This is a genomic window from Aestuariibaculum suncheonense (assembly GCF_014596935.1).
GTDB lineage: Bacteria > Bacteroidota > Bacteroidia > Flavobacteriales > Flavobacteriaceae > Aestuariibaculum > Aestuariibaculum suncheonense.
Genome location: NZ_JACVXC010000001.1, coordinates 1201537 through 1225774, shown reverse-complemented (window position 1 = coordinate 1225774; position 24238 = coordinate 1201537). Strand labels below are relative to the sequence as shown.

Below are 24238 nucleotides of genomic sequence, written 5' to 3'. Positions count from 1 at the left end.
GACACAAATTCTATGGTCATTTTATTTCGAATTGAAATGGAAAAAAAACGGATGCATAACAAACATCGTTTATTTATTTTTAGATAAATCTGAAGGCAACTTTTCAAACTGTTCTTTAAACAGTTTTCTAAAATATTTGACGTTATTAAAACCAACTTCATAAGATGCCTGTGCAATGGTGTAATTTCCACTCTCTATTAATTCTGCTGCTTTATCTAATTTTACCTTTCTTATAAACTGATTAATGTTTAACCCTGTGACGGCCTTAAGTTTTCTAAACAATGATGTTCGACTCATACCCATATGTTGAGCAACATCCCAGACATCCATTTTTTCCTGGTCGAGATTATCAAGTACAACCTGCGTCAATTTATTTAAAAAGCCTTTCTCCTGATCTAATAAGGAATTCTTATCTCCAAAACCTTCAGGTTTATCCTCATTTCTATTTAAAAAATAATGACGCAATTGCTTTCTAACATCTAACAAATTTCGAATTCTGGCCTGTAGAATTTGGCCACTAAACGGTTTCACAATATAATCGTCCGCTCCATATTTATATCCTTCCTGAATACTATCTGTATTGCCTTTAGCTGTGAGTAATATAATTGGAATATGCGTGGTTTCTGTAGTTTCTTTCAGGGTGTTACATAACTCAATGCCATTCATTTTAGGCATCATAATATCAGATACTATCAAATCCGGAATGTAACGCTTGGCCTTGTCCAGACCTTCTTCCCCGTTATTGGCATAAATGAGATCGTATTTTCCTTCTAATAATCCATCTAAATACTTTAAAATATCAGGATTATCATCAATAAGTAACACCAATTCCTTGTTTTCACTTACATTTAAATTAGATTTTGTTTTGGTCGTTTTGTCTAGATCTGTAAACGGCACCCACTCTTCAATCTCGGTATATTCCTCCTTATCAGTTGTATTAGTAGTATCCAAAACCGCATTCACAAATAAAGATTTATCACGAGGAATAACTACCGTAAAGGTACTTCCTTTTTTCTCTTCACTCTCAATTTGAATGCTTCCCATGTGTAGCTCGGCAAAACTTTTAGAAAGTGCCAAACCTATACCTATACCTTGTTTGCTTTTAACTGAATTTGACTGATAATACCTTTCAAAAACATGTTCTAATTCAGCTTTACTTATGCCATACCCCGTATCTCTAACCTTGATTTCAAAACTATCCTCATCATATACCAAAGACACATAAATTTCACCCTCTTCAGGCGTATATTTAAAAGCATTTGATAACAGATTATTGAAAATAATATGAATTTTTTCCAAATCAAACCAGGCCAGTATAGGTTCTTCCTGCAAATCGTAACTTAAAGCAATGTTGCGTTTTTTTGCCAGCGGAAAATAATTAAGAATCCACTGTTCCAAACATGCATTCAAATTATGCTCTTCAATTCTTAATTTACTCAATCCTAAGTTAGCTTTTCTAAATTCTAAAAGTTTATTAATGGTTTGCAGTAACTGCTTCGCATTCTTTTGAATTAAGGTTAAACTGTTTTTATGCTTGATAGATTTCACCTCTGAAATCAAATCTTCCAACGGTGCTAAAATTAAAGTTAAAGGCGTCTTGAGTTCATGCGAAAAACTTGTAAAAAAGCGCATGCGTTCTTCATTAAAATTATGCTCTAATTGACGCTCCTTCTTTTCTATGGATAATGAATTGATAAGTTTTAAACGCTCGGTATAATACTTCATAAACCAATATATAGCAGCAACTAAAACAACCAGATAACCAATATATGCCCAAGGTGTCCTCCAAAACGGCGGAAGGACCCTTATTTTTAATTTTTTAAAAGTTTCATCTCCTGAGCCAAATTTTGCTTTAACCTTTAAGGTGTAATCACCATAAGGCAAATTAATAAGATTGACTTTACCGTATTGATTTGTGCTAATCCAACGGCTATGATAGCCATCAACTCGATAAGAATAATTCACATTTTTAGCAAACGGATATTTTAAAGCAACATAATCGATGGAAAAAAATGTTTGATTGGGTTGTAAACAAATCTGATTTTCAAAAAGAATAGATTCGTCTAAAATCGGATCTTTTTCATAATCTGAAACTTCCACCCTTTCATCTAAAACTTCCAGAGTTTTAAAAACAATAGGATATGTCTCTCGCTTACTATGAAGGTTATCGGGATTAAAAATATTCAGTCCCTTATCACCTCCAAGATATATCATACCAGACGACGTAATTAAACTGGATCCTATATTAAATTTCCCCTGCTGAACGTTAGTATAGGTCTTTAAGTTATGAATAACATCGGTTAAAGCATTGTAATTGCTAATTCCTTTGTGGGTGCCTAACCAGATATTCTCCTGATTCTCCATAACTATACTGGTAATTGTATTGTTACTTAAACCATTTTTTTCAGTAAATCGTATGATTTCATTTTTATCTGGATTTAAACGAATTAAACCTTCGTTTTGGGTTCCAGCAAGCACATCCCCGCTTGGTAAAGCCAGTACACTATATATCACGTCTGTTTTAAAACCCTGAATATTACTGGAATTATAGAAAGTCATCGTATTTTGGATAGGAATGTATTTTAAAATACCATCGCCGTAAGTAGCCATCCAGAAATTACCATTATCGTCTTCACTAATATCTCGGATATCAAGTTTTCCTAAAACACTGATAAACTTAAAAGTATCAGAGATGTCATCATACACATATAATCCCCCTCGGTTAGTACCAACCCAAATCTGGTTCTTCGAATCTTCAAAAATCACACGAACATCACTTCCTAACGATATATCGCCCTGTAAATAATGCCTACAAATACCAGTTTCCGGATCCATTTTATTTAAGCCGCCCTGATAGGTTCCCACCCAAAGACGCTTTTTCGAATCTTCTAATAACGAAATAATATAGTTGTTACTTATGGTATTGGAATTATTAGGGTCATGCCTAAAATATTTAAACTGTCTCGTTTCCGGATCAAATAAATCCACACCTGCACCATCTGTTCCAATCCATATACGGCGGTCTGAACTCTCAGCTAAAGCACCAACCCGGTCATGACTAAGTCCTAAACCTCCGACTTTTTTCCGTAATAACTTAATTGGTTCGCCTTGTGGGTTTACATAGTTTAAACCCGTACTGGTTCCAATCCACATATTACCATCCTGATCCATTTTTAAGGCTGATACCGTTCTGTTAAACACACTGGAGCCATCATCGGCTGGTAGAAACCACTTTACCTGAAAATCTGTTTTTTGATGTACGAAATCAGATTTATTAATAATATTAAGTCCGCCATTTCTTGTTCCAATCCATAACTGTCCTGAGTAATCTTCCTCAAAACAAAGGATGTTATCATCACTAAGCCCTTTGCCTTCCTTTAAAGACGTCCCAAGATGTAATGTGTCTTTTTTATTCGTTATCACATGAAGTCCGTTATTCGCTCCAATCCATAAATTTCCATCCTTATCGTTAAATAATGATTCAATTAAAAAATACTTTCCTCGATCTTTTCCTTGTAACGAAACGCGAGTGACTTTATCGGTTTTTAGATTAACTTTATTCAATCCGTTACCAGCCGTTCCAACCCATAACAATGAATCACCTTGAAGTGCCATACTACTGGCGTAATTAGAAGACAGGGACGTTTCGTCATTTGTCCTGTTACTATAAACCTTTGTTTTTCTATTTTTATCGAAAACCTGAATACCGCGATCAAAAACAGCTAAATACATTTCCCCTAAAGCACCTAATTCTACATGAGAAATATGCCTGCCTAATAAGCCCTTTTCTTCATTAATAACTTCTATTCTTTCGGTTTTAGAATTATAAACATTCAACCCTTCATCTGTAGCTATAAGTAATTTATGATCCTTAAAAGCCTTAATTTCATTAATAAAATCGTCGCTCAAACTTTGATTACCTCCTGCTTCATCTGTTTCAAAAACGGTAAATTGTGTTCCATCATATCTATTCAAACCTTCAGGAGTTCCAATCCAAATAAACCCTAAAGAATCCTGAGCTATACTATTAATACCATTGTTCGACAAGCCTAACTCTACATCTAATAAATAAAAATAAAGTTCGTGTTCAATGGAATTAAGCTGCTGCACAGAATTTTGAGCTATACCCATGGAAAACCAAAGAAAAGTGATATAAAATAAAAGGTGTTTCATTAAAAAACGCTACTAATAATTAGGAAGTCGGGATATTAAGACGACTAATTTATAACTAAAGATACTAAAACCAAATTTTAGGATTTATTCTTTTTAAGAATACAAGTCACTAAAGATCTTTTAGGCAATGGAATATTCTCTATTATTCTTGAAGTGTTCATTTTTTTAAGATTGAAATGAGCTTCATTATTAGTCAAATACACTCCTGAAATAATATAATCTTTAGGCAAACCTGATAATTTAACCGTTTTATCCTTGTGAAGTTGATTCACAAAAACAATAACCAGTTCGTCATCCGACTGATACACCGAATGTAAAACTTCGGAAATAGTTTCCGCTTGCGATACTCCATCCATTCTGCGGGAAGCAACACGTTTCATTCCTGGTTTTATAAATCGTGAATAATGCCCCAAAGCCCAAAGCATCTTCGATTCATAAAAACGCCCCCCATATGTATTCTTATCAATATAAATCAAACCGTCCTTATAATCATAAGGACTTATAGCCAGCCACCAATGCCACGCTGAGGCATTCGCAAACACTAAATCAGAGTGAATAACTTTAGCTACGTACAATGCAGCATCGATTCCCAAATCTCTACCACCGCCTTTTATTTCTGAATTATCTTCTAAAATACAATATTCCGTCATCCAATACTCCAAACCTGTTTGATCCAATTTATCACTTAAAGATTTTCTGGTATTGATTAAAGTATTAGAATCCCAGGTTGTAAAATAACTATGTCCAGCGACTTTCTTGGCTACCGATTTTAAGTCGCCAACATAACCTTTACTTGCCTTGTTAAAGAAATAATCAATTTGATTTCCTCGGTGAGGTTTATCGCTAATGGTATATAAATAATTTATTTTAGCCGCTTCTGTCAGTTCTATTTGACTTGAAATATGATTCGCTTCAAATGAAGTATTGATTGCTTTAACAACCTGAAATATTTCATCGTTAGCCCATGGTGAACCTTCCTGTTTACAACATTCCCATTCCCATTGCGGTTCGTTAAACGGACTTATATAATCAAGCATAATTCCCGTCTTTTCATGAATTCCCTTGACAACTTCAGATAAGAAATCGGCATATGTTTTATAATTTGTCTTTAAAAGGTTTGAACGCGTACCGTTGCCAGACCAAGCCTTTTGATTCTCGGTATAATATATTGGCGGACTGTTTACAAAACCAATAAATGTTTTTACGCCAAACTCTTTAGCCGCTTTTAAAAACCATTGCTGCCCTTCTTGCTTATTCCAATTATAAGTTTGGTCTTCATTTAAAAAACATTCCGATTGTCGCCAAACATCGTTAATGCTGCTCTCCTTTCCCTGATCGGCACTTCCCGCACCAATATTAAATCGCCAGGCTGTTAAACCAATGCCTTCAGGACTGCCATCAACCTTATTTCCTGTACTAAACAATAATTTAGCAATTTCCTTCCTGGAAGATTCAGGCCAGTATTTACCCACAAATTGGGTGGACCAGGCATCTGAAGCTCCAAAATTATGAATCGTTTGATAAGTAATTTTGGTATTGATCTCAATCTCTATAGGAATATCCTTTGTTTTTACATTTTGTGCTGAAATAGGACTTGCTTGAAAAGCAATGAAGCTTAAAGTAATATATAATTTAACTTTTTTAATGGAATTCAAAATGCTGCTTATTTGTATGGTTCAAATAGGTTCAAAATTAAAACCGAAACAATTGGGTGAAGGGGTACATTATGTCTAAAGAAGGGATACAAAACGTTCTGTTCTTCAAATCATCGGATCTCCTACTTTAAATAACACTGTGAAGTATAATAATCTGGCATATTTTTGAAGTGCTATTCTTCATTTAAAACTTAAAGTTTTATTGAGAATACAATGCTGTTCTTTAACTTTAATAACTGAAAATTCTCATTGCTTTTAAAATGAAACAAAAAATATTATTTATAATTTTCGTAATTATTGTTTTCTCCTGTTCTTTTTCACAGGATATTGAAACTTCGAACCTATATCCATCCAAAAATATTATTTCACAATACCATAATAATTGGACACAAACCCATTATAAACAACGAATAAATCACTTTAAAAATAATCCCTTAAAACTCAGTGAAATTGTATTTATTGGCAACAGTATTACCGAACAAGGTAAAGACTGGAACGGCAAATTTAAGTCCTCTGCTATTAGAAACCGTGGCATTGCTGGCGATGTTACTGATGGTGTTTTAAAGCGTTTAGAAGAAATTACCTATTACCAACCTAAAGCCGTTTTTATTCTGATTGGTATCAACGATTTATTCAGTCTGCATTATGAAGATACCGACAAAAGATTCAAATACATCAAACATGTCCCTTCTACTAAATACATTGCAAAAAACATTCTCAAGATATCGAAAAATATTCACAGAAAATCGCCCAAAACATTGATTTATGTGCGAACCGTTTTACCAACCCGACGCGATTATTTAAAAACCGATATTGTCACAACCAACAAGTATATTAAAGACTACGAAAATAAAGGGTATTACAGGGTAATAGATTTGTATTCTGAATTTATAGATTCCAACGGTGATTTAATTAAAGAATTAACTAAAGACGGTGTACACCTTAACGCAAAAGGCTACGCGAAATGGTCATCTTTTGAACAACCTTTAATTAACACATTAAAATAAGATTTATAAAAAAACTCTAAGACTTAAAAGCCTTAGAGTTTTTTTATAAATATCAACTATAAATAACAAAGTGCTATTCATCTTCTTTCCAAACAAATGGTAAATACCAATTGTCTGTATTCATTAATTTACTGCGAACTTCGTCTGCTTTTGGATTACCGTCTTTGTATAATTTCTCATAAACTTTATCCGCTAAAAATGCTGGATCATTACGACGCAAAGCCACGCGCACTAAATCGCCCCAGCGGTTTCCTTCGTAAGCTAATTCAAGGCCGCTTTCTTTTATTAAGTTGTTTTCAATAGACGTTAAACTGTCTCCTAGAACTTCAGCTCGCTCTACAAAAGCTCTTCCTCTTAAACCATTATTTCTATACCAGGGTCCTCTAAAAAACGGAAAGTCTCCTTGTCGGGCATCAAAATCATATGGAAAAGGCTGATGCGTTTGTTCAATATCGGTAACATCGGTAACACCATCTACAGTGTATGCGCTTTGTAAGCCAAAATTAAGAAGGGCATCTGCAATTCTGTGCTGATTATCGCGATTCGCTGCTTCAGCATATCTTAAATGTAGGGTTGCAGCGCGATATAAAAACCAATCACCTCCGGTTTGAAACACATCAAAAGGTAAATTTGAATCTGTATCTAAATATTTGAATAAATACTTCATAATTACTGGCTGACCATTAATCACATGATAGGAAACTTTTGATCCGCGGGCATCATACGAAAAGCCGTTTCGCTGTGCTTCACCATCCCAAAGATCCATAGCCTCTTGAGACGGTTTTACTAAATAATCTCCACCCTGGTTAGAAAATAAATCTATAAATGGGTTTTGAGGCGCAAAATTACTGTCAAACGGTAAAGACCATATCCATTCATTATTCCATCTGGCATCCTGCTCTCTGGCAAAAATACTTCTCCAGCCATCAGAATTGGAACTTATTAAAGATCTGACATCTTGTTCCTGATTACGTTCATACTCTATACCTATATCCACAGTATTGGGAAGCGTATAAATAACGCGATATGTATCGTAATAAAAGGCATCTGCTCCTGTACTACCTGTTTCCATCACAGTTTTGTAATGTGCCGCAGCCTGAGTATAATGATTAGCCCATAACTGTAAGTCTCCTAATAAACACTCTTTATTAATAAAGAATTTGGCAGTATTATATCCATCTACATCAATAACCAAAGTACTGTTTGCGCTATAAGGACTGGTATATGGCAACCCTTCAGTAAAATCAACTAACTCATTAATAAGTTCCGTGAGCGATAATCGTGGGTACAGATTTTCATTTTGTACATCATCAATATCAGATATAGGTTCAGTAATATAAGGCACTTCACCGTAATGCATCCCCAGTTGAAGATATAACCAGCTACGTAAAGTTCCAATATCAGAATAACGCTCATTAAACTCCCCCTGATCCATCTTATTTTCGTCAACCATAATCTTAAAATTTTTCAGCGCGTCATTACAGTTATTAATAACTTCATAAAAATCTTTAGGATTAGCATAAGGATTATCTGCTGTTACAGCGTGCTCACTTATTTGTTGCAGATACATATCTGCATTCGCTGTAGGACTCATTAAATCTGCTCGAAGCTCGTTTAAAATAATGTACTTTTTAGCTAAGCCCATAAACTTACCGTAGATTCCTACCACAACTGCATCGGCATCGAAAACATCACGATATACCTGATCGCTGTTTAATTTATCTTTAGGTTCTATATCTAGATAATCTTGACACGAGGTTAAGCTCATAAGCGTAACTAAGACACCTAATGCGACTTTATTTCTAGTTATTTTTATCATTGTCTTCATGTTTTTCTCTAAAATTAATTTCATTACAATCCTAAGCGTAATCCTAGTTGAACAGTCGTGAATTGTGGAATAAGACCTACGTCTGCACCTTGTCCGAAAATTGAAGATGTCGCACTAAATTCCGGATCGAATCCTAAATAATCGGTAATAGTGAACAGGTTGTTTCCACTGGCGTATAATTTTAAATACTTCACAAAATTAGACTCCAAAGCTACATCGTAAGATACCATTAAGGTTTTCAGTCTTAAATAAGAACCATCTTCTATCCATCGACTGGAGAACGAGGCATTTCCTAGGGGATCTCCCCAGGTTGCTTTCGGTATATTTGTTACCTGACCTTCTGCTACCCAGCGGTTATTCACGGCAATACTTTGGTTATCGTAACCACTCATAGACTCTAAGTTTTGACGTAAACCATTGTAAAGATCATTACCTACCGAGAAGTTAAACAAACCTGAAATCGTAAATCTTTTAAAGGTTAGATTCGCATTAATACTTCCCGTTAAATCCGGATTCGGATTTCCAATAATTTTACGGTCTTTGTCGTCAATAATCTTATCGCCGTTAAGATCTTCAAAAATCACGTCTCCTCCACCAAATGGCACTAAGGTTCCATTATCTAAACGACGTGATAATCCTGCTGCATTAGCCTCGGCTGTTGTACTGTAAACGCCGTTGGCTTGGTAGCCATAAAATAAGTTGGCATCCAATCCTTCGTGCGTAATATAAGTTGCTCCACCAAAATTTGTGATAATACGTTCGTTAGGGATATTTAAAACTTTGTTTTCATAAGCACTTAAAGTCACACCTAAATCGAATTGCACCTCTGGCGTATTAACAAGTCGGCTATTCAATCCTAAATCAAAACCTTGTGTTCGCATGCTTCCGTTGTTGGTTACCATATAATCAAAACCAGATGTTGTGTTGATGGTTTCATAAGTAATCATATCGGTCGTTTTGTTTGAGTAGATATCAAACGTTGCGTTTAAACGTTCGTTCAATAAAGCGACATCTAAGCCCACATTGAATTTGGTAACAGTTTCATGTTTTAAATCCGGATTTCCAATATTGCCTCTCACCAAACCTTGCATACCTAACAAATTTTGAGATACATACAGTTGTTCTGCGGTATAGTTTCCTATATCATCATTTCCACTAACGCCTGCCAGAGCTCTTAATTTTAAAAGATTAATGATGCTAGAATCTTTTAAGAAACCTTCTGATGAAATTAACCAGGCTGCCGAAGCTGATCCCATTGGTGCAAAATGTACAGTTTCTCCAAAACGACTCGATCCATCGTATGCTGTATTTAATGTGAAAAAGTACTTGTTTACATAGTTGTAGTTAAAACTTAAATAGTTATTTACCCACTTCCAGTCGCCTAACTGTCCGCCTACATAACGTAACAAGTTACTTCCTGAGCCCACAGTTGTAAAGTCATCGGTTGCTGAGTTATAGCCTAAACCTAAATCGCTTTCAGACTCGTTAGACTGGGTACGAGACCCTAAACGCACATCGAAATTGTGTTTATAATCAATGCTTTTAGTATACGATATATATGCATCGGTAAATAACGAATAGTAACGCTGTACCTCACTACCACTGCGGTTTCCTGCAATAGCTGTTGGCAAGATAATATCAGCCACCCCAAAATCAGGGATAAAGAAACGCTCACGTTCTTTATTATAATTTAAACCGATAATTAAATTCGCTTTAAAATTGTTATTAATTACATAATCAAAATTTAAGTTTCCGAAGAAACGGTAGTTTTTATTGATTCCAATACCGTTTTCGATAATTGATAAAGGGTTACCAATATTAAATATATCTACATCCGATAAATTAGGTGATTCACCTCCTTGCGCATCAAATACATTTGTTGCAGTAAATGGAGATTTGGTAAGTGCTAAATATAATGGATTGGTTTTGTATGCAGGTCCCTGATCATAAAGGTTTTCTTCGTTGAATATAAACGATAAGTTAGCATCAACCGACAATTTATCGGTTAATCGTAAAGCTGCATTTAACCGGGTACTGTAACGCTTTAAATCCGACTCACCTAAAATACCTTCGTTATTAAGGAAGCCTACAGAGATACCATATTTTGCAATATCATCTCCACCACGAATCTTTAAAAAGTAATTCTGATTAGTACTACTTTTAAATACCTGATCCTGCCAGTTGGTGTTGTTGTGATACGGATAATAATTTCCGCTTTGCGGATTATCATTCATCCAGGGCATACTTGCGATTTGACCTTGACTATCACCTCTTGATGCCATTAACTGTGATAAATAAGGTCTGAATTCCCAAGGGCGCATCACCGGCATTTGCTTCGGATCTTCGTTCATTCCACTGTACATAGTAAAATCGATTTTTGTACTTAACTCCGTTGGACGTGTGGTAGTAATTATAATCACTCCATTAGCTCCTTTTACACCGTAAATTGAAGAGCCATCTTTTAAAACCGTAATGTCTTCAATATCTTTAACATCAATCATCGCTAAAGGCGAAGAGCTATTGTACTGCAAAATTCCTGAACCATAATCTTCATCGTCATACACCATACCATCAACAACAATTAACGGTTTATTGGTTGCATACAGCGAGTTAAAACCTCTTAAAGTTAAATAAGCTCCGGCACCAGGTACTCCTGATTTTCCAACACTGTTAAGTCCGGCAATGCGTCCCTGTAAAAAGTTTCCGATAGACTGGTTTACAGGATTACCCCATTGATCCTTTTTTAAGTCTATAACATGAGCTGCTTGGGTGTTGGTGTACTGTAATTGTTCATCACCGGGCAAGGTAGCCGATTGATAAAACTGAGAATAATTAGCTTCGAACAAATGAACTTCGATACCGCTTTCTCTATTGTTTAAAGGGACGACCTTAGACTGGTACCCTTCTGCACTTAATAGCAATAAAGCATTTAAATGTGGTACCTTGATTTCGAAATTTCCCTGGTCATCTGATATGGCTGCTGAAAAATCTTTTACAGCAATATTGATTCCCGAAATTCCTTCCCCTGTTTTTGCATTTTTAATAAGGCCTTTTATTTCGATACCTTTACTGGTTTGAGTACTTACCGCTTTAGAATCTGCATCCTGCGCATAAAGTTTTCCTATAGTCCCACCAAGTAATAGTAAACAAAGTAGACCGGTTAGTTTAAATATTTTGAGCATAATAGTTGGTTTAAAAAACATTATTTAATAACTGGTACTAGTTTAATATAATCTAAGCTTAATGTGTTCACACCATTACTAGCCGAATTAGCTGCAATTAAAGAGATTAGTTCATTATTATTGCTACCTAATTGATCAATATAAAATTCACCTATATATACTTCATCATAAACATTAGGCACAACATCAGTATAAGGCAGAGTAGCTATTTCATTAACAAACTGTCCCATCTCATTAAACCATCCCCCAATACGCAAGCGTTGCTGGAACGTATTGGACTGAATATCATTTATCACTCTCCAATATACTTTATACGTAGTGCTGTAAAGATCACTTGCTCTGTAATAGATAGAGAATAATGGCACACCATGGTTTTGCACCATAATATCCTCAAATGCAACACCATCTAAATCTTCCTTTTCTCTGTAATAGGTATTGGCTCGCTTATCACTTTGACTAAACCCTGTCGGTCTTTCTCCTTCAATTTTTGTAGTTAACAATCGTGTTTCCAGGGGGACATCCATAGTACTCATAACATATAATACACCATTGCTTAAATGCACTTCTTCAACGATATTATCTTTATCAATGGGCACTTTAACTCCAAATCGAGATACTAAAGTGTCTGGAAGCTGCTCCTGAGCTACCGATTTATGAAAAGCAAAATCCCTAACATTAAAATAACTGGCATATGTCGTTGTAGAATCAGCATTACTTTTGATTAAATAAGGCTCTAATTTCCCTACTTCCGTGTTAAACGCTTCGTCTTCTAATAAAAAGAAGGTGTATTTATTCTTCTCATTATTTAGGTTATAGACATTCTTTAAATAAGAATTACTCAACGAATCAGAATAAATTCCAGGCATAACCTCTGCTGTAGCCTTGGCAATACTATCTGTCTGGTAAATATTGAATTCATCAAGAGTCAATAAATACGTACTCATAGCATTACTACCGTTCATACTTTTGATATATTCCCAGATATTTGATTTTGGAACTAAAGCACTGCTTACAATATGATATAGCCCGTTAGATGTATACTTATCGGCAATTACTACCGCAGCACCATCCATAACACTTCCGTCAATAAACTCTAAATATTTGTTAGAAAGCATTTGCACAGTAACAGTATCCTGATTAGATACGGAACCAATGGCTGTAAGCGCGATATGATTACTTACAAACCGTTTTTTACTTTCCAGATTATCTAGTTCGCTTGCTGGTACAGCAGCGATGGCTTCATTGGTCGGCGCCCAAACCGTATAGCTTTTAGTGTTAGCCAAAACACGATCGTAACCGGTTTCAGTTAATAGCTTACCAAACTCTGAAGTTTCTGCAATACTGGTGAGTCGCTCAGCTAGATTCTGTTTTAAGTTCTCATCTGAGCTTTTAGCATGGTCATCCCACGGATCGGAACATGAAACTACAGCTAAAAGCGATAAACTGGCTATTATAGCTTTTGAATATTTATTTATAATTATCTTCATCCTTATTGGATTAGTTTAGTTAATAGTTTTCTTTTTTACTCGTAGATTAATCCATCGCCTCCGGCTTCAAACTTGGGATATAACTGATCCATATCAACTGGTCTGAATTCAACAACATCAAACCAACTTTGACCTCCGGCATAAGCTAAAGATTGAAGTTTAAATTTATGTCTCCCCGTAGTTTCAACATTTATAATTCCTAATAGTTTGCAATTGTAATTTCCGGATGTAGGTGAAATATGTCTCTTATAACCTTGAGACTCTAAAACCCGCTCAGCTTCACCTGTATTAACATACTCTTGCATATTAAAGGTTCTTGCTAATGGTGTATCATTAAAATAAGCTCTTACCGAATTGGTAGCTCTTAAATTGGTTCTCCAGGAAATCCAGACCTTGTATTGTCCCTTAATAATTACAGGTGTGGTAAATTCTATATTATTATTGAATCCATCTCGAAAACGTACAGATTCTAAAACATCACCATGCCAACCGGGTCTGCTGGAACTTCCTAATGCCTGACAGACATAGTTAAGAGCTGGAGTACCTTCCCAGGTAACATCAGCCAATTCTGCATCTGATAGTCCTGCCCACATTCCTGGCACCCTAAAAACAGAACTTAATTGTCTGAATTCTGGTTGATCTGCCAAATCAAAATACACAGGAGCTGGTAAGCGTTTTTTGATAAAGTAATTTTCTTTAACAGTATGTACAACCCCATTGGTAGCGGTTTCATCACTCGCCTCTCTATCTATTTCTACGCCCTTTTCAAAAATACCTGCAAAGGTTTCTTCATTTATTAAAAGTGTATCTGCAGATAGTTTAATACTAATAACCTCTAATGGTGCTTTTGTTATTAATGCTGGAGTTACAGCTAAATCGGCTAAATAATTTAAACCTGGTGAAATTCTGTAAGCCACAAATAAGTTTAAACTGTCTTCGGGATTCATAGGATCCCCTAAATGACTGTAACGAGTTTTTAAATCATCCAGATTGTTAAAACCAGCCTCTTCAAAAACCGCATTACTTTGTGCGATAACACTTAAATAAGAAGGCACACTATCTACATAAGTAATTGGGCGATCTAAAACTTCATACCATCCGGTAGCTTTCATAGCTTCTGTAAATAATGATAACGAAGGATCGCTTTCTATGGTTTCTGCTATAGTTTTAGTAGCTACTCTAAGCACCTGATCGATTTCATGAATGATGCCGTTTCCAACTTCAATATTAGATGTTGAAATTTTTGCTGATTTATTAACAGTTATACTTGACCCATCGCTGGTATTTACGGCTCCGGTTATTAAAAACTGGCCTTGCATACTTGGTGTTGCTATCTTTCCGTCAGTAAATGTTGTTGTTTCTATTTTTTGCTCCAGAATATGCAATTTGGCTAACTCCTGAAGATCTTCCAATGGTACATTTTCTAAAGCACTAACCCCTAAATCAGTCATATAAGCTTCTACAGCTTCATTGGTTGGCAAAAACAAGGTATATGTGCCGTAGGTATTCATAAACGACGCATAGTCCGTAATATCTAGAATCTGAAGAAAAAGCGAGTACCGTTCTGTATTGGCTCTTAAAAATTCTGTGATATTCAAGGTCTCATCTGTGGACTCTTTAAACTTTTCTTCTGAACAGTTAAATAAAACTGTTACTGCAAAAAGCGTCACACACACAAACCTAAACACATTGGGTAATTTGAATATATTTTTCATGACACAATTTTTTATTTGTAAAAAGGATTTTGCACAAGGGCTTTATTAGTATACAGCTCATATTGATAAATAGGTAAATAATGGCTGTTTGGATCCTTAAGTTTTGCAACAATACTTTGTTGTTGATTAGCTGGAGCTGTTTTAACAGCAATTCCTAAGATAATGTCTATATTGGCGTAGTTATCTTTTCTGGCATTTCGTAACACATCAAACCAACGTTTGCCTTCAAAAGCTAATTCTCTGGCGCGCTCGGCTAAAATGTACATACGTACGCCATCCTTATCATCTCCGGTAACTTGTTCTTTGGTTAAGTCAATAGCCAATCGCGATTCACGAATTTCATCAACTATAGCCAAAGCTTCATCACCGCGATCTAGTTCGTTAAGGGCTTCAGCTTTCATTAATAAGACATCGGCATAACGATACACAAACCAGTGCGTGTCCGATTCCTGAAGAGTCTTACGTTGGTCTTGATTTAAGCCCGTAAACTTATAAATTTCATTAGTTCCTGGTACTAAAGAAACTCGCTCACCACGAACATCTTTATTTTCCGGATCTTCAAAATCTAACCCAAATACGTCTTCTAACACACTGGCTTGGGCTAAATATTGTGGACGTTGTAAAAATATACCATAGAAAGGACCTCTGTTCTCAGGTGTATATTGAAATTCAAAAATACTTTCTGTAGAATTTCCTCTGGCAAATACTGTTGTGAACCATGATGTACTTCCCGGAATAAGCGAATAACCTGCTCCAGAATTAACAACGGCATCGGCAGCTATCAAAGCATTGGTATAGTCTTCTTGCCATAAATACACATCGGCTAACATCGCGTTAATGGCATCTTTAGTAATACGCCCTTTATTAGACGCATTATCACCATAATCTTCAACAGCCGATTTTAAAGCGGTTGTTAAATCAGTAACCACTTGGTCGAAAATTTCTTCCTGAGTTGATTTTGCGATCTGAAAATTATCATCATCTGATAAAGTAGCCTCCAGCTTCAACGGTACATCTCTAAACGTTCTCGCTAGTGTAAAGTACAAATAGGCTCTAATCGCTAAAGCCTCTGACAAATATTGATCTAACTGCTCTTGAGTGAACGTTGGATCCAGGGCCAAAACATCTGGTGCCAGATCAATGACGGTGTTACAATAGTTAATAACGGTATAAAAAGCAGCCCATGACGCAACGGTATTAGAAGGTAAAATACTTGAAGTAATAACATCGCGTTGGTCGTCACTTGAATTAACACCAGGATCTACCATACCGCCTCGCAGTTCGCCATACATAAAGCTATACTCTGCGATTGTAATTCCTGAATCGGGCGTATTTAATAAGCCCGAATAGATACCAATTACAGCAGCTTGAACATCTTCTTTGGTCTTCCAGAATTCGTCACGAGTGGTTCCGTTTTCCGGCTGTAAATCTAGATAACTGTCGCAGGACTGAGTCAGTAATGCTACAATTAATACTAGGCTATATATTATATCTTTTCTCATGTTAAATTAGTTTTTAAAATCTGGTTCTTAATCCTAAAGTGAAACGTCTGGTTGGTGGTGTTCGTGAATAGTCGATAGCTATTCCAAAAGGGTCTCCTCCTCTCATATTCACCTCAGGGTCCTGACCACGATACTTCGTAAAAGTCATAATATTATCTGCCGTGAAATACAGATTTAAATCATCTAATTTTAAACTCTTTATAAAGTTTTTACTAAAGTTATAACTAAAGGTCGCTGATCTGAATCTCAAGAATGATGCGTCTTCAACATAGCGGCTAGAACCTAACCAGTTATAACCCCCTCGGTAAATAGCACGAGGTATATCGGTTACATCGCCTGGATTTCTCCAACGCGACAATACGGCTGTACTTTGGTTATCGAAACCGTACATATTTGTGGTAATCATATCAGTACCATTGATAATATCGTAATCTAAACGGTAGGTAAAGAATAGTTGCAATTTAAATTGCTTGTTGTACGAGAATGATGGACCAAAACCACCGGTAAATTTAGGATTACTATTTCCTAAATACACAATATCTCTACTATCAATATTACCATCTTTATTAATATCCTCATAAATAGCGTCTCCTGGCTGGAAGGTGTAATCGATATTCGGGTAATTAAAACGCATATATACCTCCTGTCCATTAGGTCCTACAATTACATTCCCGTTAGCGTCAAGAGCTTTCGTTGATTCTAAATCTGAATATACGCCCTTGAATTTGTAGCCATAGAACGAACCAAATGGATTATCAACCTGTAAAAAACGTTTGTATTCGCCGTTACGGTCAATATTTCCACTTTCATTTGGGTAGAATTCTGATATCTCGCGAATCACGTTTTGGTTTCTTGAAATATTAAAGTTGAAGTCTATTGTCCATTTATCGTTTTTAAATGGTGTAGTATATAACCCAATTTCCCATCCTTGATTATCTAAAACGCCAACGTTCTGATCTGATAAACTTGAATATCCGGAAATAGATGTGATATCTATATTTTGAAATAAAAGATCTTTGGTTCTGTTTTTATACAAATCGATATCCATCATCACACGTTTGTCAAACAACTGAACATTAAAACCTAAGTTGGTTCCAGTAAGCGTTTCCCAACGCAAGTTATTCAACTGAATATTAGATGGATAAATACCATTCATCCCTAAATACTCTGAAGCATAATTGCTGTAAATATTGAAATAACGATAATCATAACGTGGTGCACGACCGGATTGTCCCAAACTGGCACGCATACTAAAATCATCGACCCAGTCTAAGTTTTCCATAAACTTCTCGGCAGAAATCCTCCAACGTGTAGAAATTGAAGGAAACAGTGCATAGCGATTATCCGGGCCGAATTTAGAATTACCATCGGCACGAAGCCCTACATTAATTAAATAACGATCATCATAACCGTATTGTGCATTAATTAATGCTGCAACGTTTCTTGACTGACTGTTATTTGTATATAATTGTAAATCTGAATTTTGTGTTCTTGAAGGCACCGACGGATCCGTTAACAACGATGATGCTGTATTTGATGTTAATGCCTGATGTGATTCATAGCGATAGTCATTAGATTGTAACGATAAAATAGATTGAAAACTATGCTTATCACCTAAACTTGGCGTGTATATAAAGTTTGTTTTTGTAGTAATACTGGTTGCATCTACATCCGCATCAGAAGCACGATTGACTACGGTTTCTGTAAACGGTCTACCCGTTGCATTTTGTGGTAAGAACGATTTCGCTTTGGTACTGTTAAAATCATACTGAATATCAAACGTCGAAATTAAACGGTCTGGCACCAAATCTACTTTCAAATTAAAATGCGGTACAATACGCTCTCCGATTTGATTATTGGTTGCAAATTCGGCCATGGCTACTGGATTGTAGGTTCCTGCATACTGCCCTTGAATGTTTGCTGCCGGAGAAAAATAGTTTGGGGTAATATCTCCAAAATCATCATATTCGTAAATACTCATATTTGGCATTTTCACATAAGCCACACTTCGTAAACGGTCTGCTCCATTACTTGTTCCATTAACATAATTTCTATCAGTATCGGTATGCGTATAAGAGATGTCGGCTTTAAATCGGATACGATCCGATACCACATAATCTAAATTTAAACGCCCATTAAGACGCTCATAAGCTGTTCCTTTGGTAACACCTTTAGAATTGTAATATCCTACCGAAGAATAATAACGTGCGCGCTCACCACCACCTTGAAGTGAGATATTATGTTCCCCGGTAAGTCCGGTTTGCGTAATCGCATCTACCCAATCAGTATTGTTTCCATAATTTTTATAATAATAGACTTCCTGTGGATCGTATTGAAATTCTTTTACGGTCAAAGTATTAAGTGGTGTTCCTGTGCGATTCATATAGGCCTCAGGAATCAATTGCGAATACTGATCTCCATTTAACATGGGAATGGTATTTGGCATTTTTTGGACTGTACCTGTAAAGGAATACCCTATTTTTGGGGCCCCTACCGAACCACGTTTCGTATTAATAATTAACACCCCTGCTGCCGCACGCGAACCCCACATAGCAGTTGCCGCAGCATCTTTTAAAATGGTAATGCTTTCTATATCGGCTGGGGCCACGTTTAAAAGCGCCGCATACCCTTGTTGATCCGCCGTCCCGAAATTAAAATCTTCAGGAATAGAAGTTTCATAAGGCATTCCGTCTACCACGATTAAAGGATCTGAAGATCCGGTAATAGAAGACGTACCCCTAATACGAATTTGCATTCCGGCTCCAGGATCTCCTGAATTTGCAGTAATATCCACTCCTGGTACACGACCTTGAAGCGCCTCATCAATAGATGCTGCCTGAGTATTTTGAATATCGGTTGCTTTTACGGTTACCACGCTGGTAGTTAAGTTTCTGTCTGCGATGTTTAAAAGTCCATCATCAGAACCTTTCGACCCTGTAATAACAATTTCATCCAAACCTTCAACCTTTTCAACTAATTCTACCGAAAACGCTCTTATAGCTCCAATCTCTAAAGTTTGGGTAGTGTATCCTATGGTTGAAATAACTAATTTATTACTGTTGCTTTTTATCCGGATGGCGAAGTTTCCGTCAAAATCGGTAACTACCCCCGTTACAGTTCTGTTTTCTGCATCCTGTTCAATAACAGTTGCGCCTAATATTGGTTCTTTTGTTCCTGCATCAATAACCTGACCTCTTACCACTTGTTCTTGAGCAGACAATTGGAATGACGTAAAGAAAATCAATACCAGAGAAACACTATAAAGTAAGTTGGTTATATTATATTTCATTTTATTCCGTGTATAAAAGATAATTATCTACTAAGTGAATAAGTGTACGATCGGCTAAATGATTACTTTCTAAAGGAATGTAATTAGCAACTCTGTTACCCGCATCAACAAAGCTTAAATCTCCCGGAGTAGAAACAATATTTACATAAGTTTTCTCTCCTAACTCTGTTTTAAATAAAGTTTCTGTCAATCCGTTAATTAGCCCATCATCAGAAGCTGTTTTGGTTGCTAGGAAATGATATTTAACAAATGTGGTTATTCCTTCCTTAATTGCATCATTAGCCGGTGTGAAATTAGGCACTCCTGTTAAAGGATCTCCCGGTAATACTCCATCCATAACTGCTTGCATGATGGCTGTATTACTAGGAATAACAAAAGTGTAAGGTGTTCCTAATTCTATACCATCAATGGCACCTGAAGCAGAATCATAAAGTCCCGAGCTCTTAAGGAATTCAAAGAAATACGCATATTGAGAATCGGTTTCGGCGGCTAAAGCAGCCAAATCGACACCCTGAAATTCTTCACTAAACTCTAAAATATTATCTATATAATAGGTACGACCATTTTGCTGATCTTCATATCCTAAAATGTTAACTTTAGTTCCTAACACTTCGTTTCCTGCGGCAAACACTTGCCCACTCTCCCATTTAATGTATTCACCCGGCAAATCGAAATCGCCAGAACGAATAATACCTGAACCAGACAAATCATTCAGTTCCATATTAGGCGTAGGAACAATACCATTATACAGTACTCTGGCAATTCTGGCTCTGGCTAAACTACCTCGAACTTCATTTCCGGTTTCAGGAGAAACATATACCCACTCTGAACGATTAATATCGTAATCGAAACCTAAATTCATTAATATTTCGTCTGAAGGTAAGAATAAAGTGTAGTTACTATAGATATTACTGGCAATCTCACGATATCCGGAACCATCATTAAACAAGCGAGTCGCTAGTGTGAAATCAGGATCTAAATACGCCGAAGTATATACACTGAAGAAAAGATTCGATTCCTGAATTCGACTAGTTCCATAAAAGAACCCATTACTTAAAAGCTTGGCTTCAATAACGTCGGTATCCATATCAATACGAATGTCTTCTTCTAAAGCATTACTATAGCCGCCCTTTTTAGAAGGCCAGACTGCAGCCTGAATCATATGCGCATTGATGAAGTCTTCAAAAACATATTTAGGTAATTTATCCAACGACTCATAGTTTTTTAACAACACCTCATCTACAAATGTTTGTAATACTGAGTTTTCAGGAACAATTAAAGTATAAGCATCACTTTGCCCGTCGTTATCTGTTGCTTTTAGGAAGTTTTCATTGTTTGGAGAAAACGATAAGGCAGCATCGTAAACTTTAACGTAAACCTGATCGGACTTACGGGTATAGTTTTGATACGTTGTTGTAGCTTCCTGATCGAATACATAATTCACCAGATTCTCTTCTAATATAGATCTGAATAAACTGTAATTAGGATTGGCTTCTAGTTGCTGGTCTATATTCAACGGAGGTAAAGACACTTTACTAACTTCATGAATGATGCCGTTTTCAGCAACAATATCAGCTTGAACAACCTCTGAACTTAACACATTAAATCCCGTGTAGGTAGAATTTGGAAAGAAGAAATTATAATCATAACTACCAAGAGTTGCTGCACTCATATACTCTTCAGTAAAATAAGAAATATACTTATTATTATTGTCTCCGGGAATATAAGAATCACCTCCCTCTGCATTATTACGGTTAGACCCTACAACAACCATGGTAGAGCCATTAACAGTTTTCTCCTGAAAGCCATCGTAATACGCAGTTCTTCTCCTAAAAGCTAAATCTTCCTCCCATCCTACATTCGATTGGTAGTCGGAAAGCCGCTCACTGCGGAAAGCATTATAAATTAAAGCATATTTAACAATTTTAGAGGCAGTTAAGGAATCGATACTCGATACATCAGAAATACCTTGTTCCTGGAAATAGTTTTCAAAAGCAGCATCATTAGGCGCCATCATGGTCCAATACCCTGCTTTTCCAAGAATATCCTTATAACCAGCAATCTCTATCAGTGTGGTTAAATTCTGAAAATTACCTCGCGATTCAAGTTGTTGGTAAATTGGTGGTTCAAGATCATCCGGTCTTGCGTAATACTCATTGACTTCTTTCTTACTACAATTAGTTAGAAAAAGGATTAGTGGTGAAAATAGCAAATAATAGCGTATTATTTTCTTCATTATAGTTGTACTTATTTAGGTTGTTAAAATAAAAAGCGGTCAGTAAACCAAATTTTAGGGTAAAGAGATGTCTTCTAGAAAATAGATAATTAGTTTTTTGGTTAATAATTTAGTTAGTCGTTGGTTTTTCAGGACTATCGATTGCACAATCCCATACTGTTTAAATGTAATAGCTACATTTATTACCCAAATTAAATGTTAAAATTTTGTTATTCTATCCTGCACTGTCCTGCTTAACAGCTGATTTTGTAGGCGAATTATTTATAACTTGATATAAAAAATCGTATTTATAATTATTCTCTAACAAACATACTCACTTGAATAGGATTCCTAATCAGACAACCCTAAAGACCATGAGATAATATTACAAAAGAAATTTCCGTTTTGTGTAGCCACTTCTCCGATACAGATTTCAGAACTTTCATCTAAAACAAAATCAACAGTATAAGTTCCTGCAGCACCTATTCTTTGATAGCCTATTACCTCAGATGCTGATTCTACATCAACCACATTAGGTATGCCCACATTTCCTTTGGTTATAACAAAATATGCGCCATCAGGATTTGAATCATGATTAGTACTAAGTACCTCTATTGTTAACCTGTAATTAGCCGGTTCTGCAGCTATTACCTGATATATTTTCCCATCAACAATATAAGGAGACCCCCAACCAGATTCTAAATTGAAAATATTACCATTCCACTCGTCCCAGCCACCAAGACCTCCATGATTTTTAGCCGCTTCGTTAGTAATCCATGGAGCAGCTAACGTTCCCCAGCGTCCACTTACTTCTTCTGCTATAAACGGAACAGCTGCATTGCCTAGTTCAGGTAAAACGAAAGGTTTGTGTTTTACATAATCTGTATATAATGTATCAAGACTTAAAGGAGAAAATAAATAATAGGAACGATGCTTTAAAGTAGATCCACTCATAAAATCAGAAATATTTATTTGATTTTTTTTAGAATCTATTGTTAATTCAACATTTTCACCTTCAGTGTTTTGATAAACTAATTCGGTCCCTAAAATTCCTGTGGATAAATCAGCGTTCCCAAAGGTCAGACTTAAATAGCTATCTACTAAATCGCTTATTGAAATCATTCGATTTTCAAGACTTTCAACATAGCTAGCTCCATAAACTTTGGTTCCTGCCGTGATAAAATCAGAACTCTTTCCTTGAGCATCTTTAGCTTTTGCTTCAAAAACATAAAGTTTCTCCTCTAAGTTATCTATTTGCACAGAAATAGCCCCATCAACAACAGGCACAGCAACAGACTCTGACTGATCATTCCAATAAATCACAACTTCAGATATACTAGGGTTATCGATTACACCTTCGATTAAAACCATATTTAATCCAGGTCTAACAACAAAAGACTCTAACACACCTATCGAATCATCATAATTATTAATATCGGGATATTCTTCCGAACCACAAGACAAAACCCCCAGAATAAGGGATAAAAAGAGCAGTGTTACTGCATAATTTAGCTTTAATTTCATTATTATTAGTTTAGTTATTTGGTTATAGTTGTTATTGTGATGCATAAATGTATTATTTACAATTAAAACTACTATCCTGTAGTATCCTGTAATTGCTGTTATTTATCTTAAAAGAAATTTAACACAAAAAAATGATATCAAAAGAGATAAGTAACTAGTAGTCCTCTGAAAAGATTGAACTAAGCTAATAGTCCATAGCTTGTCAACGAAAATATTTCCGGATATATTTTTATTAATTATGAAAACTCTTGATGCGTGGATAGAAACGAAACCGAGAACCATAAACAGTACATATAATAATTCAATCTAATCCGGGAAGTCCAGGCTAATATAGGAAGCCCAATGCTCCATTTCGTTTTTTTTGCAGTTAGGTAAAACAGAATGATTTTATTAATCTAAACTAAATAGAAACAAAAAATGCAACCAGTTATAATTTAACGAGTTGCATTTTACTTCATTGACCACGCCAGGATTCAAACCTAACGTAAGTTTCTTAGTATTTATAAGGGTTTACAAATGATTGCAAATTAAACTAACCGAATCACGAACCACTTAAACATTTAGCCCTCAAATCTTTACCAAAAGTAAGAATAATATTTTATCCCATAATTATTAATTTCAAATGAACATAGTAAGAAAAAAATAACATTATAATTTACAG

11 protein-coding genes are annotated in these 24238 nt (G+C 35.7%); 1 reads left to right on the top strand and 10 read right to left on the bottom strand.

The genetic code is table 11. The features are described 5' to 3' along the window. Positions 1-69 precede the first annotated feature (69 nt). Both ICJ84_RS05230 and ICJ84_RS05225 read right to left on the bottom strand, forming a co-directional pair. Positions 70-4173 (bottom strand): two-component regulator propeller domain-containing protein, encoded by a 4104-nt coding sequence (locus ICJ84_RS05230; RefSeq protein ID WP_188215279.1) that lies wholly within the window; start codon positions 4171-4173, stop codon positions 70-72. Positions 4174-4250: 77 nt separating this feature from the next. Beyond that, the gene (locus ICJ84_RS05225) at positions 4251-5828 is read right to left on the bottom strand and encodes a glycoside hydrolase (RefSeq protein ID WP_188215278.1); all 1578 of its coding nucleotides are present in this window, start codon (positions 5826-5828) and stop codon (positions 4251-4253) included. A gap of 260 nt (positions 5829-6088) precedes the next feature. Here ICJ84_RS05225 and ICJ84_RS05220 point away from each other — a divergent pair, with 260 nt between their 5' ends. Continuing rightward, entirely contained in the window at positions 6089-6835 is a 747-nt protein-coding gene (locus ICJ84_RS05220; protein ID WP_188215277.1) for a GDSL-type esterase/lipase family protein, read from the top strand. 73 nt (positions 6836-6908) lie between these two features. On the opposite strand, the gene ICJ84_RS05215 is transcribed toward ICJ84_RS05220, so the two are convergent. The 8 genes from ICJ84_RS05215 to ICJ84_RS05180 form a co-directional block, all read right to left on the bottom strand. Then, positions 6909-8654, bottom strand: coding sequence for a RagB/SusD family nutrient uptake outer membrane protein (locus ICJ84_RS05215; RefSeq protein ID WP_188215276.1), 1746 nt, complete (start codon positions 8652-8654; stop codon positions 6909-6911). 32 nt (positions 8655-8686) lie between these two features. Then, on the bottom strand, positions 8687-11845 hold the full coding sequence (locus tag ICJ84_RS05210) for a SusC/RagA family TonB-linked outer membrane protein (protein WP_241748688.1): 3159 nt from the start codon (positions 11843-11845) through the stop codon (positions 8687-8689). A gap of 20 nt (positions 11846-11865) precedes the next feature. Continuing rightward, positions 11866-13332 carry a fasciclin domain-containing protein gene (locus ICJ84_RS05205; RefSeq protein ID WP_188215274.1) on the bottom strand — a complete coding sequence of 489 codons (1467 nt, stop codon included), beginning with the start codon at positions 13330-13332 and terminating at the stop codon, positions 11866-11868. A gap of 35 nt (positions 13333-13367) precedes the next feature. After that, positions 13368-15047, bottom strand: a complete 1680-nt coding sequence (locus ICJ84_RS05200) for a fasciclin domain-containing protein (RefSeq protein WP_188215273.1) — start codon at positions 15045-15047, stop codon at positions 13368-13370. Positions 15048-15058: 11 nt separating this feature from the next. Continuing rightward, entirely contained in the window at positions 15059-16549 is a 1491-nt protein-coding gene (locus ICJ84_RS05195; protein WP_188215272.1) for a RagB/SusD family nutrient uptake outer membrane protein, read from the bottom strand. A 13-nt stretch (positions 16550-16562) separates the two neighbouring features. Then, complete coding sequence (locus ICJ84_RS05190) at positions 16563-19838, bottom strand: SusC/RagA family TonB-linked outer membrane protein (RefSeq protein ID WP_188215271.1); 3276 nt, start codon at positions 19836-19838, stop codon at positions 16563-16565. 1 nt (position 19839) lies between these two features. Continuing rightward, positions 19840-22074, bottom strand: a complete 2235-nt coding sequence (locus tag ICJ84_RS05185; protein WP_188215270.1) for a fasciclin domain-containing protein — start codon at positions 22072-22074, stop codon at positions 19840-19842. Between the two features lie 330 nt (positions 22075-22404). Continuing rightward, positions 22405-23577, bottom strand: coding sequence for a DUF4998 domain-containing protein (locus ICJ84_RS05180; protein WP_188215269.1), 1173 nt, complete (start codon positions 23575-23577; stop codon positions 22405-22407). Between the last annotated feature and the right edge of the window lie 661 nt (positions 23578-24238).

What these genes read in the sequence shown, in the direction of transcription:
- ICJ84_RS05230 (WP_188215279.1), bottom strand. Translation starts at nt 4,173, where the DNA reads ATGAAACACCTTTTATTTTATATCACTTTTCTTTGGTTTTCCATGGGT.
- ICJ84_RS05220 (WP_188215277.1), top strand. Translation starts at nt 6,089, where the DNA reads ATGAAACAAAAAATATTATTTATAATTTTCGTAATTATTGTTTTCTCC.
- ICJ84_RS05215 (WP_188215276.1), bottom strand. Translation starts at nt 8,654, where the DNA reads ATGATAAAAATAACTAGAAATAAAGTCGCATTAGGTGTCTTAGTTACG.
- ICJ84_RS05210 (WP_241748688.1), bottom strand. Translation starts at nt 11,845, where the DNA reads ATGCTCAAAATATTTAAACTAACCGGTCTACTTTGTTTACTATTACTT.
- ICJ84_RS05205 (WP_188215274.1), bottom strand. Translation starts at nt 13,332, where the DNA reads ATGAAGATAATTATAAATAAATATTCAAAAGCTATAATAGCCAGTTTA.
- ICJ84_RS05200 (WP_188215273.1), bottom strand. Translation starts at nt 15,047, where the DNA reads ATGAAAAATATATTCAAATTACCCAATGTGTTTAGGTTTGTGTGTGTG.
- ICJ84_RS05195 (WP_188215272.1), bottom strand. Translation starts at nt 16,549, where the DNA reads ATGAGAAAAGATATAATATATAGCCTAGTATTAATTGTAGCATTACTG.
- ICJ84_RS05190 (WP_188215271.1), bottom strand. Translation starts at nt 19,838, where the DNA reads ATGAAATATAATATAACCAACTTACTTTATAGTGTTTCTCTGGTATTG.
- ICJ84_RS05185 (WP_188215270.1), bottom strand. Translation starts at nt 22,074, where the DNA reads ATGAAGAAAATAATACGCTATTATTTGCTATTTTCACCACTAATCCTT.
- ICJ84_RS05180 (WP_188215269.1), bottom strand. Translation starts at nt 23,577, where the DNA reads ATGAAATTAAAGCTAAATTATGCAGTAACACTGCTCTTTTTATCCCTT.